This window comes from Acinetobacter sp. UBA1297 (genome assembly GCF_002307755.1).
Classification (GTDB): Bacteria; Pseudomonadota; Gammaproteobacteria; order Pseudomonadales; family Moraxellaceae; genus Acinetobacter; species Acinetobacter radioresistens.
In genome coordinates this window covers 106,243-121,183 of the sequence record NZ_DBUF01000020.1, presented here as the reverse complement: position 1 = coordinate 121,183, position 14,941 = coordinate 106,243, and the positions used below count along the sequence as shown (strand labels likewise).

Here is a 14,941-nt window from a genome sequence, read left to right as displayed (position 1 = left end):
ATCAATTTATTAAATCAAGCTCCCTTCTAAAAAGTCCTGTGCAAAGCGCTGTAATACCCCACCCGCTTCATACACATGCACTTCTTCTTCGGTATCCAGACGACAGGTCACAGGCACTTCTATCGTCTGTTCCTTACCATCTTCGGTGGCACGTTCAATCACCAGAGTTAAAGTCGAACGTGGCGCAATATTACCAATCACGCTATACAGCTCAGTACCATCCAGTTTTAATATTTTACGGTCTGTACCCGGCTTAAACTCAAGCGGCAACACGCCCATACCAACCAGATTGGTCCGGTGAATACGTTCAAAACCTTCAACCACAATCGCTTCAACACCTGCCAGACGTACACCTTTGGCAGCCCAGTCACGACTTGAACCCTGACCATAATCCTTACCGGCAATAATGATGAGCGGCTGCTTGCGGTTCATGTAGGTTTCAATCGCTTCCCACATACGCATCACTTCGCCTTCAGGCTCTACACGTGCTTTTGAACCCTGCTTGATCGTACCGTCAGAACGCACTACCATTTCGTTATACAGCTTCGGATTCGCCAGAGTGGCACGCTGTGCAGTCAGGTGATCACCACGATGCGTTGCATAAGAGTTAAAATCTTCCTCGGGCACACCCATTTTTGCTAAGTATTCACCCGCTGCCGAATCACGTACAATCGCATTTGATGGAGATAAATGATCGGTAGTGATGTTATCGCCAAGGATTGCTAAAGGACGCATATTTGCAAGGGTACGCGGTGCAGCCAAGGCGCCTTCCCAATATGGTGGACGGCGAATATAGGTACTTTGCGGACGCCAATCATATAGTGGACTTATTGCCTGCTCGGATCGGTCCAGATTAAACATGGGAATATAAACCTGCTGAAACTGCTCCGGTTTTACACTACGTGCCACCAGTGCATCAATTTCCTCATCAGAAGGCCAGATATCTTTTAAATAAATCGGGTTTCCTGCCTGATCATGACCCAGCACATCATTTTCAATATCAAAGCGGATAGTCCCGGCAATTGCATAGGCAATGACTAATGGCGGTGAAGCCAGAAATGCCTGTTTAGCATAAGGATGAATCCGGCCATCGAAGTTACGGTTACCAGAAAGTACAGCTGTGGCATACAGGTCACGGTCAATAATTTCCTGCTGGATGGCCGGATCTAACGCGCCTGACATACCGTTACAGGTGGTACAGGCATAGGCCACGATACCAAAGCCGAGTTTTTCCAGATCTTCAAGCACCCCTGCTTCTTCAAGATATAATGCTGCCGCCTTTGAGCCGGGGGCAAATGAAGATTTCACCCAAGGCTTACGAGTTAGACCCAATTCATTGGCTTTACGTGCCAGCAAACCAGCAGCTACTGTATTTCGTGGGTTAGACGTGTTTGTGCATGAAGTAATGGCAGCAATAATAACCGCCCCATCCGGCATTAAACCGTCATCACGCTGTTCAACTACCCCGGCAATTCCTTTTGCTTTTAAGTCACTGGTAGAAACACGCGCATGCGGATTAGACGGCCCGGCGATATTACGGGTTACCTGAGACAGATCAAAACGTAATACTTTTGGATAAACCGCTTCTTTCATCTGCTCGGCCCAGAGCCCGATCTGTTTGGCATACTGCTCAACCAGTTGTACCTGCTCCGGTTCACGACCTGTGAGGCGCAGATAGTCGATAGTATTCTGGTCAATGTAGAACATTGCAGCCGTTGCGCCATATTCAGGGGTCATATTGGAAATCGTGGCACGATCGCCCACAGACATGCTGTCTGCACCTTCACCGAAGAATTCTAAATATGCACCCACGACACGTTCTTTACGCAGGAATTCGGTCAATGCCAACACGATATCCGTTGCTGTAATGCCCGGCTTGCGCTGACCGACCAATTCCACACCAATGATGTCCGGCAGACGCATCCATGAGGCACGGCCAAGCATCACGTTTTCAGCTTCCAGGCCACCCACCCCAATCGAAATTACGCCCAGCGCATCGGTATGGGGGGTATGCGAATCTGTTCCGACGCAGGTATCTGGAAATGCAACACCATCTCTGACCTGAACCACTGGTGACATTTTTTCAAGGTTAATCTGGTGCATAATGCCATTTCCAGCAGGAATGACATCAACATTTTTAAATGCAGTTTTAGTCCAGTTAATAAAATGAAACCGGTCTTCATTACGGCGGTCTTCAATAGCGCGATTTTTTTCAAAAGCATCCGGGTCAAAACCGCCATATTCTACAGCCAGCGAATGATCAACAATCAGCTGGGTCGGTACCACCGGATTAACTTTGGCCGGATCACCGCCCTGTTCAGCAATTGCATCACGCAGGCCTGCCAGATCAACCAAGGCAGTCTGGCCTAAAATGTCATGACAAACCACACGTGCCGGATACCATGGAAAGTCACGAGTCTGGCGGCGCTCAATCAGTTGCTGTAAAGATTCAGTTAATATTTCTGGTTCACAGCGGCGCACCAGTTGTTCAGCAAGTATTTTGGAAGTATAGGGAAGCTGGTCATAAGCGCCTGGCTGAATATCTTCGACGGCCTGACGCACATCAAAGTATTCAAGCTGGGTATCTGGCAACGTTTTGCGGTATTGGTTATTCATACGTACTTGCCTCTGCATCTTTTTGCTTTATTTCATCTTTTTGTGTTGATTTCACTTTCCGTGCATTGGCATTGTACGCTGTTCAAAACCCATTTCCCAAATCTTATATATTTCAAATACCTATATATAAAAATACCAGTTTTTGAAATATTTAGTTACCTTTAAATGGGCTTTTCTAGCAAAAAGCTGCTTTTTTATTAAAAATCAGGGAAAATACAACTCATTCTTTAGTATTAAATTGCAAGATTGAGACTGATAACATGACTAGTTTGGCTTTTCTCTGTTTTAGCTTAAAAGGTGTTGATGCACAAAAATTCTTGCAGGGCCAAGTCACGGCAGATGTAGAGCGGCTGGACAGTAACTACCGTTATACTGCTATTTGTGACTTAAAAGGCCGTATTCATTTTGGCTTATGGTTAAGTCGGCAGGATGCTGAAAATTTCAGTATTGTGGTGACTCAGGACCAGTCTGAAGAATTTGCCAAGCATATTCGCAAATATGGTGCATTTTCTAAAATGGCATTTGAAGAGAGTGGTGCCGTTTTTCCAAGTATGGTTAATGCTCTCACCAGATTTGGTAGTGAAGATACGGATTTAAATGCTTGGCAATTACAGGCAATTGAACAGGGCCAAGCCTGGATCACCAGCTTAACCGAGCATGAATTCCAGCCTCAGGAACTACGCCTGCATCAGCGTGGTGGTGTGCATTATGACAAGGGGTGTTATCTGGGTCAGGAAATCGTCGCTCGGCTATGGTTCAAGGCAAAACCGAAGCACTGGCTACATTTAGTACAAGGTTCAGGTACTGCCCCTGCTCCGGCGACTCTACTGCATGATGATGTAGAAGTGGTTAATAGTATCGCTGTTGAAGATGGCTATAAGGCATTAGTAGTCGCTAAACCGGTAGCACTTGATACGCTTGGATTAACCTTATTGGAATTGCCAGAATCGCTTAGAGGCGATGTGGCACGGCCAAAATAAAGCTGTGTTTGAAATTATGGGTAGTAAATATGACCTCCAGTGAATCTGGAGGTTTTTTATCAATCAGTTTATATTTTTTTAAAGCTCATTCTTTCAACCCTATTGTTCTGGAAGAAAAACCAGTTTTAACCAAATTTCTAATAGAAAAATCAAAATATTATAAATATTTTTATCTACGAAGCAGGCTAAGGTATAAAAACTATTTCAATATTTTTAGAGCTTTCATCAAAAATTATCACCTAATACATTCTTTTATTTTTTAATCAGAGTTTAAGGAAAGACCGGCATAGTCATAGCTGTAGCCTGATTAATCTTGCAAGATTTTTGGTGTCCCATATTTACATTCATATAATTCAGCTTATGATTTATGTTGAATGAATCACAGTCATTCCCCATAAATGGAATTATGTGCAGAAAGAAGAGGAAAAAAATGAAAAAAATTCTGCTCGCCAGCCTGATTGCAGTCACCAGCACGTTTAGCATGGCTGCACCAAGTAGCGATAAAAATCCGGCTTTTGAACAAATTGAACAGCTAATTAAAGCAAATGATTACACCACCGCTTATCAACAGTTGCAAAAGCTGGCTCAAGAAGGTAATCCGCAGGCGTTGTATAATCTGGGTTACCTGACCCAGGTGGGAAAAGGCGTAACTAAAAATGAGCAGCAGGCCTTAAAATACTACCAGCAGGCCTCAGAGAAAGGCTATGTAGTGGCCGATTATGTACTTGCCAATAACTACGTGACTGGTGGACTGGGCCTGCCTAAAGATGAGAAGAAAGCCAGAGAGTATCTGGAAAAAGCCTCAAATGCGGGCTTTGATGATGCAACTGTCCAGCTTGCAGTGGCGCTATTTTCAGAAAATAAGCCAGCATCTGACCAACAGGCATTAAAGCGACTTGATCCGCTTATCAAGAAAAACAGTATGCCGGCAATTCATACCAAGGCACTTTATGACATTAGTACAGGCATCAAGAACAAGCAAGAAGCCAAAGTTAATCAGGGGCTCCAAAGTATTCAGAATCTGGCCACAAAAGGTTATATACCAGCCTTGATGGCAGTGGGTAATATGCTTGCCAATGGAACCATTGTGCAGCAAAATCTGCCTGAGGCACAGAAAATTTTTAGTGCACTGGCCCAGCAGAATGTTCCACGCGCTAAAGAATCACTCGATACCGTTAATAAAATGATGACTGATCAGAATAAAGCCAAGAAAAGCTAAAGATTCAATATAAAACCCCGCCAGATGACGGGGTTTTTTATAATTTATTTTTCTGCTTTAAAAGGATGGAATAATTCTTTTAAACCATGCGGTTGACTCCGTAGATACTGCGGTGCAATTGAAATATTTTCACCGAGTTTTGCAGCTGCATGCCAAGGCCAGCGTGGGTCATATAGCATGGCACGGGCTAAACCAATTGCATCTGCCTGACCTTTTTGGAGGATTTCTTCGGCCTGTTCAGGCTCAGTAATCAGTCCGACTGCAATAACAGGAATGCTTACACCCTGTTTAATTTTCTCTGCGAAAGGCACCTGATAATTTGGCCCGACTTCAATACGCTGCATTTCATGCAGTCCGCCTGATGAAACATGGATGTAAACCGCTCCCAGCATCTGGAGGGCTTTTGACAGGCCGGCACTACATTCTACATTCCAGCCTCCCTGCTCATCCATCCAGTCAGTAGCCGAAAGACGCACCCCGACCGGGAAGCCTGCCGGTACTGCATCACGGATCGCCTGAAATACTTCCAGTACCATCCGCATACGGTTTTCAAGTGAGCCGCCATATTCATCTGTACGCTGATTGGATAAGGGCGATAAAAACTGATGCAACAGATATCCATGGGCTGCATGGAGTTCAATCAGGTCAAAACCTGCTTCGACTGCACGACGCGCCGCCGCCGCAAAATCTGCCTGTACCTGATGAATCTGATCAAGTGTTAAGGCATGTGGTTTCAGGTCAGCTGCGGCAAAACTTAATTCACTGGGTGCCACCGTATTCCAGCCATGTTCATGATCTGGTGCAATCTGGCCTTTGCCTAGCCATGGCTTATCGGTTGATGCCTTACGCCCGGCATGAGCTAACTGAATCGCAAAAGGCATGGGAGATATCTGGCGGACTTTACTGAGCAAAGCCCACATCTGATCGCGTTGCTGATCATTCCATAAGCCCAGATCAGCATAGCTGATTCGACCTTCAGCCTGTACCGCCGTTGCCTCTACAATGCATAAACCGGCACCAGACAGAGCATAATTGGCCCACTGCTGTTCATGCCAGTAAGTCACCTCACCCTGATCAGTGGCTGAATATTGGCACATAGGTGCAATAATAATGCGGTTGGCAAGTTCAAGGCTACCAAAATTAACTTTCTCAAACAGCTTGGCCATATATTTCTCCGGTTTTATTATTAAGTGGGCAGAGTGCCTAGACGCTCACTAGCCTACACTGAACCAGCTTTATTTTTATAGTCCAGCCTAAAAAAACCATACAAAATCATGAGCAAGACAGCCTTTAATACAACATACTCTGTACAGGAGTTAATATGAACCAAACCTTAACGGCTCAAACTCGGATGTGCTTTCCAGCAGTAACGCTCCAGCCAGTCTTTGGCCTCTTCAGCATAGTCGATCCCAATACGCGGTGTCTGTACAATTTCAGGCTGCTGAGTTTTCTGTTCTATCCATAGCCCACTTTCCAGTCCGACTTTCTGTCCTTTAAAAGTACGATTAATTCCCATATGCCGGGTCAGTTTCCCTGGACCAGCCATTAACTTGAATTCCTGCCGTGTCTCGGCATCCTCAAAATAGCCGGCCCGCAACATCACACCTTCTGGCACACCTTCAGTCCTGGTAATAATATTGAGCATTTCATACATACCATAGATCAGATATACATAAATAGTTCCACCTGCTTGGTACATAACTTCGGTACGTGGTGTTTTACGGTTATTATAGGTATGACAGGCTTTATCCTGACAGCCCAGATAAGCTTCTGTTTCTGTAATGATACAGCGCCTGATTTCTCCACTATCTTGGCGCACACATAACCTACACCCAACCAGATCACGCGCAACGTCTGAAGTATCGCGCTGAAACCAGGTTAAAGGTAGAATCTCTGCCATGTTTTTCCTCCTTTTCATATCAATGCCAGCTTGTAAATTATTCATGCAACCCGATATTATTGCTATTGCATAAGAATGACTCGATCAATGCCTGAATTACCCGAAGTTGAAACCACCAAAAAGAGCCTTGAACCCTTATTACAGCAAAAAGTTATGTCTGTTGAGGTCCGTGAGCCGCGGCTTCGCTGGGCCATTCCTCAAGATATTCAAAAGCTACAAGGCCAGAAGCTCATCAGGTTAAATCGCCGCTCTAAATATATTCTTGCGCAGTTTGAACACGATACCATGTTATGGCACTTAGGCATGTCAGGTTCGTTTCGCTTGTGTGAGCCTGCGACCGAATTACGTAAACATGATCATTTGATTATTAGTTTCCAAAATATACAGCTGCGTTATCATGATCCGCGTCGTTTTGGCTGTATTTTATGGCTGAACCATGAAACACAAAATAAATTAATTGACCCATTAGGACCAGAGCCATTATCTGAGGCATTTAATACTGAGTACCTGGTAAATAAACTTAAAAACAAGCAGGTCGGCATAAAAGTTGCACTCATGGATAATCATGTAGTGGTCGGTGTCGGCAATATTTATGCAACCGAGAGCCTGTTCAATACCAGAATCCATCCAGCTCAACCTGCTTCAAGCTTAAGCTATGAACAAATTGATCAGCTGGTGATTGAAATTAAAAGGATTTTAAAATTTGCAATTGAACTGGGAGGTTCAACCTTGCGTGATTACAGTAATGCCGCAGGAGAAAATGGCTATTTTCAGCAGACTCTGCTGGCATATGGCCGTGAAGGCGAAATGTGCATTAATTGTGAAACCCCTTTGCAGAATATCCGTTTAGGACAGCGTGCAAGTGTTTTTTGCCCTGAATGCCAGCCGCTACGAGCAGTAAAATAAACCGGTTCAGTTGCAGGAGAAATTATATGAAAACAGCAATCGTCCGTCATATTCTGGTTAAAGAAAAAACACTGGCTGAACAGTTGAAAAAGAAGCTCCAGAGTGGTGCAGACTTTAATAAACTTGCACAGCAATACTCGACCTGTAACTCAGCTAGACGCGGAGGTGAACTGGGTGAAGTTAAGAAAGGTCAACTGGTGCCGGTAATCGATAAACTGGTTTTTAGTGGTGCTGAACGTGTAATCCATGGTCCGGTAAAAAGCCAGTTTGGCTTCCACTTGCTGGAAATCAAGTTTCGTATAAATTTCTAGCAGTTTTATTCAGCTTTATATTTTTTAAGACTTAAAGTGACGCATTCGGTCAAAATAAAAAACGGCATTTGTTGTGCCGTTTTTCCATTTATATTTTAAGGTGCGGGGCGATTTTTAAGCTCATCACGGATTTCGCGCAGTAACTGGATATCTTCTGGTGTAGGTGTTGCCTCTTCTTTAGGTGGTGCTTCCTCGTGTTTACGGCGTAAACGGTTAATCATTTTAACCATTAAAAAGACAACCCAAGCCAGCAACAGAAAATTGATCAAGATAGTGAGAAAATTGCCATAGGCAAAGACATTCAAACCTGCTTCCTTGGCCGCTGCAAGATTACTAACATTATTTGGATTATCGCCTAGCACCAGAAACCAGTTAGAATAATCAACTTCTCCACCCAGAATAAAAGAAATCAGGGGCATAAAAATATCTTTAACCAGAGAGTCAATAATTTTATTAAACGCCCCACCAATAATGACACCAATTGCAAGATCAATCATATTGCCTTTAATGGCAAATTCTTTAAATTCTTGAATAATACTCATTCTATCTCCAGACTCAATTTACCCATGCTCTGATCTTTTTCACATTCTTAATCCTATTTAAATGGCATTAACCTTTAGGATAATTTAGCGATTTCTTTAAAGATTCCAATTTCTTTTTGTTATTTATATAAAAAAACCACCAGATTACTGGCGGTTTTTTCAACTTAAACGAGACTTAACTGCGTGAAGCACGTTTACGTTCGTTTTCTGTCAGGAATTTTTTACGAATACGAATTGATTTAGGTGTAACTTCAACCAGTTCATCATCTTCAATAAATTCAAGCGCCTGTTCCAGCGTAAATTTAATAGCTGGAGTCAGTGTTAATGCTTCATCTGTACCAGATGCGCGCATATTAGTTAACTGTTTTGCTTTAGTCGGGTTGACCACCATGTCGTCTGAACGTGAGTTCATACCAACAATCATACCTTCATAAACTTCAAGCTGTGGTTCAGCAAAAAGACGGCCACGGTCTTGCAGCGAGAACAAAGCAAATGCCAGGCAGGTACCATTTACCATAGAGATCAGCACACCGTTTTGACGTTTAGCTACAGCACCTGCTTTGGCTGGGCCATAGTGCGAGAAGCTAGAAGTCATGATACCTGTACCAGAAGTGATGGTCAGGAATTCAGAACGGAAGCCGATCAGACCACGTGAAGGTACAGTTGCTTCAATACGGATACGGCCTTTACCGTCAACTTCCATATTGGTCAGCTCGCCCTTACGGTTACCCATCTGTTCCATGATTGAACCCTGATGCTGTTCTTCAACATCAAAGGTCACATTTTCATACGGTTCCTGCATTTGACCGTCAACTTCTTTCATGATCACTTGAGGACGGGATACACCCATCTCGAAGCCTTCACGACGCATGTTTTCAATCAGTACAGACAGATGAAGTTCGCCACGGCCTGAAACTTTGAAGCGGTCCGGACTGTCTGTATCTTCAACACGTAAAGCAACGTTATGGATCAATTCGCGGTCCAGACGTTCACGGATATTACGTGAAGTCACGAACTTGCCTTCACGGCCGGCAAATGGTGAGTTATTTACCTGGAAAGTCATAGATACGGTTGGTTCATCTACAGACAGTGGCGGTAATGCTTCAACATTTTTCGGATCACAAATAGTGTCAGAGATGTTTAGTGCATCAATACCGGTAATACATACAATGTCACCTGCATTTGCAGAATCAACATCGATACGCTCGAGGCCATGGTAACCCATGATTTTCAGAATACGACCATTACGGGTCTTGCCTTCTTTATCAATCACAGTTACTGGTGTATTGGTTTTAACTGAACCGCGCTGAATACGGCCAACACCGATTACACCAACAAAACTGTTATAGTCAAGTGATGAAATCTGCATTTGGAATGGGCCATCAACATCAACTGCTGGTGGTTCAACGATGTCAACAATAGTTTCAAACAGTGGTGTCATGTCTTCAGCCAGTTCTTCTGGTGAAGGACCAGCAACACCGCGTAAGCCTGAAGCATATACAATCGGGAAGTCTAACTGTTCATCAGTTGCACCCAAGTTGTCGAACAAGTCAAATACCTGGTCGATAACCCAGTCTGGACGGGCACTTGGCTTGTCTACTTTGTTAATAATGACGATTGGTTTCAGACCACGTGCAAACGCTTTTTGTGTTACAAAACGGGTTTGTGGCATTGGGCCTTCTTGAGAGTCAACCAGAAGAAGTACACAGTCTACCATCGACATAACACGTTCAACTTCACCACCAAAGTCTGCGTGTCCCGGAGTATCTACGATGTTGATACGGTAAGTGGTATCAGTACGCTTATCTAACCATGTAATCGCTGTATTTTTAGCGAGAATAGTAATACCACGCTCTGATTCAAGCGCATTCGAGTCCATGACACGCTCAATCTCGCCGGCACGATCACCGAGTGCACCTGATTGTTGAAGAAGTTTATCGACAAGAGTGGTTTTCCCGTGGTCAACGTGCGCAATAATTGCGATGTTGCGGAGAGTTTTGATATCTGACATGAAATTCGATACGCCTACAATTTTGAGGGCAAATTATACAAAAAAATGCTACGCATTAGTAGTGACAGTTGATTGACAACTACAATATATTTTGACAAGCGGTGTACTTTAAGGTTTTTAAAGTGTAACAACTCGATTAGAATAGCGCCACCTTGCCACTCCCCTGTTTGTCTCATGTCTGACTTAAACACTTCATCTGATCAAAATGAGCGTCTAGATCTAGTCTACGGCCTTAATGACAGGCCTCGTCCATTAATTGCATTTCTGGCTGCATTACAGCATTTGCTCGCCATCATTGTACCTATTGTTACTCCAGGCCTGCTGATCTGTCTGGCGCTGGGGGTGTCTCGTGAAGATACCAACATGATTTTATCAATGTCTCTGGTCATTTCAGGTATCGCGACATTCTTGCAGTGTAAGAAAGTCGGACCATTTGGTGCTGGACTACTGATTGTACAGGGCACCAGTTTTAATTTTATTGGCCCTATCATTGGGATTGGCTCAGCCATGGTAGCGTCAGGCACGCCGGTAGAAGCGGTTATGGCTGCTATTTTCGGTGTAGTGATTGCAGGCTCATTCATTGAAATGGGGGTATCCCGTATTTTACCTTGGGTAAAAAAACTGATTACGCCTTTAGTAACTGGTATTGTTGTACTGCTCATCGGGTTAACCTTAATTAAAGAAGGCCTGATCTCTATGGGTGGTGGCTATCAGGCAATGGAAAGTAAAACTTTTGCCAGTGCCGATAACCTGATTATGTCTTGTACTGTCCTGGCAATTATTATTTTGCTAAACCGTATGCGAGCAGTCTGGATCAAAAGCTCCGCCATTTTAATTGCTTTAGTTGCCGGTTATATTCTGGCCGGATTCATGGGTTATTTAGATTTCTCTACGCTTGAAGAGGCACCTTTAATCCAGATACCGACACCAATGCACTTTGGCTTAAGCTTCTCATGGAGTTTATTTATTCCGATGGCTTTCATCTATCTGGTCACTTCATTAGAAGCAATTGGTGATATTACCGCAACCAGTAAACTGTCAAATCAGCCAGTAGATGGCGATAGCTGGATGCAACGTATTAAAGGTGGCGTTCTGGTAAATGGTGCCAACTCTTTGCTGGCAGGTTTATTTAATACTTTCCCGAGTTCAGTCTTTGCACAAAATAATGGTGTCATTCAGCTGACTGGTGTGGCTAGCCGTTATGTAGGTCTGTGGATTGCAATTATGCTGATTATCCTGGGTCTCTTCCCTGCCGTTGCCGGGATTATTCAGGCAGTACCACAAGCGGTACTCGGTGGTGCAGTGATGGTGATGTTCGGGGCAGTTGCTGCATCCGGGGTAAATATCCTGTCAGGTATTCAGCTTGACCGTCGTGCCCTGCTGATTATTGCAATTTCTCTGGCACTGGGCTTAGGTGTGGCGCAGGTGCCTCAAATTCTGGAACATTTGCCTGAATTATTTAAAAATATTTTTAGTTCTGGTGTAGCGACAGGTGGTATTGCAGCATTAATTCTTAATATCGTATTACCTGAAACCAGGAAATAATACTTGTTATAGTGATATTGCCCAGCCCAGCCTGGGCATTGTTTTTGATGAGAAATACCATGGATCCAAGAAGTGAAGTTGTGCTGCGGCAGATTGACCAGCTCTCTGGGCAGGTGCTTTTTATTCATGCACCCAATGATCAGCTATTAAACCAGTTGGGACCGCAGATAGATGCTTCTATCTGGACCTGGAATTTTAATGATTATCAGGGATTTCAGGCAGCAGGTTTTAAAGCCCATTTTGGTGTAGATTTTCCGCAACAACAGTTTAATCAGGTGGTCATATTTGTTCCTAAGTCCAAGGAACTACTTAACTATGTACTACATAATGTTGTCAGCCATTTAGAAATCGGTCAGTCTGTATTTTTGGTCGGAGAGAAAAAAGGAGGTGTTGAACGTGCAGCCAAGCAGTTACATACTTTTGGGCATCCGGTCAAGCTCGACAGTGCACGTCATTGCCAGTTCTGGCAATTAAAACTGGAACATATAGAAAAGCAAAAACCGCTTGAGAGCTGGTTAAAAACCTATACTGTCCAGTTAAAAGACCAGCAAATCGAGATTTGTGCCCTTCCGGGCGTTTTTAGCCAGAGTCATCTGGACGTTGGCACCGCTGTATTAATTCCTTATCTGGACCAGGTAAAATCAGGTAGACTTGCCGACTTTGGATGCGGGGCTGGTGTTATTGCCTGCTATTTGGCAAAATCCAATCCGGCAAATACTGTATATGCTCTTGATGTCGATGCTTTTGCTTTACGTTCAACAGAACTTACTTTTCAGCGTAATCAGGTTCCAGCATCCCAATTGCGTCTGCAACCTGTGAGCAGTATTGCAGATGCACCTTTTGAGCTTGATGCAATTGTCAGTAATCCGCCTTTTCATCAGGGTATTCATACCCATTATGAGGCCAGCGAAGAACTCTGTAAGACTGCGCCTCAGCATTTAAAGAATGGTGGCGAGCTATGGATTGTTGCAAACCGTTTTTTAAATTATCCCCATTTGATTGAACAGCATTTTGGTCAATGCACTCTTAAGGCTGATCAACAAGGCTTTAAAGTTTTGTATGCCTGTGCGCGTTAATGTAATAAAGGAATCTCGATGAGCGAAATAAATCAGCCCGCGAAACTCAAGCGCAAGCTGGGAGCTCGCCACTTAAATATGATTGCGATCGGTGGTTCTATTGGCACAGGACTGTTCCTTGCGTCAGGATCAACTATTGCCAATGCCGGTCCTGGTGGTGCGCTGCTGGCTTATGGCCTAATCGGTATCATGATCTATTTTCTGATGACCAGCCTTGGTGAACTGGCCACCCATAATCCAACCTCTGGTGCTTTTTTTACCTATGGCAGCAAATATGTAGAAGATGGGTTTGGTTTTGCCTTGGGCTGGAACTACTGGTACAACTGGGCTATTACTGTCGCATTTGAACTGGTGGCAGTTCAGTTCATTATGAAATTCTGGTTTCCAGATATTCCTGGTTTTTACTGGAGTGCAATCTTTCTGGCCATCATTTTCGGCATCAATGCACTGACCGTTAAAGGATTTGGAGAAAGCGAATTCTGGTTTTCCATGGTCAAAGTAGTAGCCATTATTGCCTTTATCATTATTGGTATCGCCATGATTATAAAAATCATGTTAACGCCGGGAATGATTACTTTTAGCAACTGGACCAAAGGCGAAGCACCATTCGTTGGTGGCTTACAGGCAATGATCGGTGTAGCCATGATTGCTGGTTTTTCATTTCAGGGCACTGAGATGGTCGGAGTAGCTGCAGGGGAATCCAAAGATCCAAAACGNNTTTCTGGCGTATCCTGCTGTTTTATATCGTATGTATTTTTATCATTGGCACGTTAGTGAGCTATGATGATCCAAGATTGCTACAAGCAGCTGCCAGTGAAGATATAGCACTTTCACCCTTTACTTTACTTTATGAACAGGCCGGCTTTGCCTTTGCTGCCAGCCTGATGAATGCTGTAATTTTGACTGCCATTCTATCGGCGGGTAACTCGGGTATGTATTCGTCCACTCGTATGTTATTTGATATGGCACGTGAAGGCCGGGCGCCAAAAATATTTTCTAAGCTGGATTTACGTGGCGTTCCAATGAACGCATTATACGCCACCACTGCGATTGCCGCGCTGTGCTTCTTGACGACATTTGTCGGTGAGCAGGAAGTCTTTAACTGGTTACTGAATATGTCGGGCATGTGCGGTTTCATTGTCTGGTTGGGTATTGCGATCTCACATTATCGTTTCCGTAAAGGTTATATCGCGCAAGGCTACAAGCTTGAAGACCTGGCTTATCGAGCAAAATTCTTTCCTTTCGCTCCATGGTTCGCATTTATTTTATGTTCCATTATTATTCTTGGGCAAAATTACGAAGCTGTGACAGGAGGAAAAATTGATTGGATTGGACTGCTATCAACCTATATCAGTATTCCCTTGTTTTTAGTCATCTGGTTTGGTTATAAGCTTAAACATAAAACTAAGTTAGTTTCTTACAAAGAAATGGATGTCAAACCAGGAAAGCTTGACTAGTTTTTACCTTCAAGAACTTAACCCTCTTTCTAAATATGAATATACCCAGCTCATTCTATATAGATTGTGCTGGGTATTTTTATTTCTATATTTCTTTATACTTGTAGCGTTCTTGGTTATTTTCATATGACATAAGATGTAACTATGAAAAGCAATTATTGCCTTCTAAATTAGGAAATAAAAATTATTCTAATATATTACGCCTGTTGTTCTTAAAAAAATTTAGATAAATAAGTAGTCTATAGGTTAAGAATAAAAATTAAGGTAAAAATTTTGAACTGATCACAGATAGGCCGTGATTAATTAAAAGTAAAGATAGATACTAAAAGATGGCTTGTTAAAATAAAATTAGTATAAAAAAAAGCAGTTCCGAAGAAC

At 43.3% G+C, this 14,941-nt stretch carries 11 protein-coding genes and 1 pseudogene; 7 read left to right on the top strand and 5 right to left on the bottom strand.

Translation table 11 applies throughout. The annotated features are described in order from the left end of the window. Positions 1-9 precede the first annotated feature (9 nt). A complete protein-coding gene (gene acnD, locus B3R63_RS09215; protein ID WP_286729925.1) occupies positions 10-2,616 on the bottom strand; it encodes a Fe/S-dependent 2-methylisocitrate dehydratase AcnD in 2,607 nt (868 codons plus the stop codon). Positions 2,617-2,876: 260 nt separating this feature from the next. Between acnD and B3R63_RS09210 the strand changes: the two genes are divergently transcribed. Then, positions 2,877-3,596 carry a YgfZ/GcvT domain-containing protein gene (locus tag B3R63_RS09210; RefSeq protein WP_119879525.1) on the top strand — a complete coding sequence of 240 codons (720 nt, stop codon included), beginning with the start codon at positions 2,877-2,879 and terminating at the stop codon, positions 3,594-3,596. Between the two features lie 430 nt (positions 3,597-4,026). Then, entirely contained in the window at positions 4,027-4,815 is a 789-nt protein-coding gene (locus tag B3R63_RS09205) for a tetratricopeptide repeat protein (RefSeq protein ID WP_286729922.1), read from the top strand. Between the two features lie 44 nt (positions 4,816-4,859). Here B3R63_RS09205 and B3R63_RS09200 read toward each other — a convergent pair whose 3' ends face one another. Then, a complete protein-coding gene (locus tag B3R63_RS09200; protein WP_286729920.1) occupies positions 4,860-5,981 on the bottom strand; it encodes an NADH:flavin oxidoreductase/NADH oxidase in 1,122 nt (373 codons plus the stop codon). Between the two features lie 167 nt (positions 5,982-6,148). Continuing rightward, positions 6,149-6,715, bottom strand: a complete 567-nt coding sequence (locus tag B3R63_RS09195) for a DNA-3-methyladenine glycosylase (protein WP_005406623.1) — start codon at positions 6,713-6,715, stop codon at positions 6,149-6,151. Positions 6,716-6,802: 87 nt separating this feature from the next. On the opposite strand from B3R63_RS09195, the gene mutM reads away from it, so the two are divergent. Together mutM and B3R63_RS09185 are read left to right on the top strand one after the other, a co-directional pair. Next, complete coding sequence (mutM, locus tag B3R63_RS09190) at positions 6,803-7,621, top strand: bifunctional DNA-formamidopyrimidine glycosylase/DNA-(apurinic or apyrimidinic site) lyase (RefSeq protein ID WP_286729918.1); 819 nt, start codon at positions 6,803-6,805, stop codon at positions 7,619-7,621. Between the two features lie 26 nt (positions 7,622-7,647). After that, a complete protein-coding gene (locus tag B3R63_RS09185; RefSeq protein ID WP_286729917.1) occupies positions 7,648-7,932 on the top strand; it encodes a peptidylprolyl isomerase in 285 nt (94 codons plus the stop codon). Positions 7,933-8,027: 95 nt separating this feature from the next. Here B3R63_RS09185 and mscL read toward each other — a convergent pair whose 3' ends face one another. Next, complete coding sequence (gene mscL / locus B3R63_RS09180; RefSeq protein ID WP_286729915.1) at positions 8,028-8,474, bottom strand: large conductance mechanosensitive channel protein MscL; 447 nt, start codon at positions 8,472-8,474, stop codon at positions 8,028-8,030. 175 nt (positions 8,475-8,649) lie between these two features. Further along, positions 8,650-10,485, bottom strand: coding sequence for a translational GTPase TypA (gene typA, locus B3R63_RS09175; RefSeq protein WP_005018791.1), 1,836 nt, complete (start codon positions 10,483-10,485; stop codon positions 8,650-8,652). 174 nt (positions 10,486-10,659) lie between these two features. Here typA and B3R63_RS09170 point away from each other — a divergent pair, with 174 nt between their 5' ends. From B3R63_RS09170 to B3R63_RS09160, 3 genes and pseudogenes are all read left to right on the top strand, one after another. Further along, a complete protein-coding gene (locus B3R63_RS09170; RefSeq protein ID WP_005018788.1) occupies positions 10,660-12,030 on the top strand; it encodes a uracil-xanthine permease family protein in 1,371 nt (456 codons plus the stop codon). A gap of 59 nt (positions 12,031-12,089) precedes the next feature. Continuing rightward, positions 12,090-13,106: a class I SAM-dependent methyltransferase gene (locus B3R63_RS09165; RefSeq protein WP_286729912.1), complete on the top strand. Its 1,017-nt coding sequence runs from the start codon at positions 12,090-12,092 to the stop codon at positions 13,104-13,106. Between the two features lie 18 nt (positions 13,107-13,124). Continuing rightward, positions 13,125-14,563, top strand: a pseudogene (locus tag B3R63_RS09160) (amino acid permease). Positions 14,564-14,941 lie beyond the last annotated feature (378 nt).

Excerpts from the sequence above, each read along its gene's own strand:
- B3R63_RS09185 (WP_286729917.1), top strand. The coding sequence starts at position 7,648 with ATGAAAACAGCAATCGTCCGTCATATTCTGGTTAAAGAAAAAACACTG.
- B3R63_RS09205 (WP_286729922.1), top strand. The coding sequence starts at position 4,027 with ATGAAAAAAATTCTGCTCGCCAGCCTGATTGCAGTCACCAGCACGTTT.
- mutM (WP_286729918.1), top strand. The coding sequence starts at position 6,803 with ATGCCTGAATTACCCGAAGTTGAAACCACCAAAAAGAGCCTTGAACCC.
- acnD (WP_286729925.1), bottom strand. The coding sequence starts at position 2,616 with ATGAATAACCAATACCGCAAAACGTTGCCAGATACCCAGCTTGAATAC.
- mscL (WP_286729915.1), bottom strand. The coding sequence starts at position 8,474 with ATGAGTATTATTCAAGAATTTAAAGAATTTGCCATTAAAGGCAATATG.
- typA (WP_005018791.1), bottom strand. The coding sequence starts at position 10,485 with ATGTCAGATATCAAAACTCTCCGCAACATCGCAATTATTGCGCACGTT.
- B3R63_RS09165 (WP_286729912.1), top strand. The coding sequence starts at position 12,090 with ATGGATCCAAGAAGTGAAGTTGTGCTGCGGCAGATTGACCAGCTCTCT.
- B3R63_RS09210 (WP_119879525.1), top strand. The coding sequence starts at position 2,877 with ATGACTAGTTTGGCTTTTCTCTGTTTTAGCTTAAAAGGTGTTGATGCA.
- B3R63_RS09170 (WP_005018788.1), top strand. The coding sequence starts at position 10,660 with ATGTCTGACTTAAACACTTCATCTGATCAAAATGAGCGTCTAGATCTA.
- B3R63_RS09200 (WP_286729920.1), bottom strand. The coding sequence starts at position 5,981 with ATGGCCAAGCTGTTTGAGAAAGTTAATTTTGGTAGCCTTGAACTTGCC.
- B3R63_RS09195 (WP_005406623.1), bottom strand. The coding sequence starts at position 6,715 with ATGGCAGAGATTCTACCTTTAACCTGGTTTCAGCGCGATACTTCAGAC.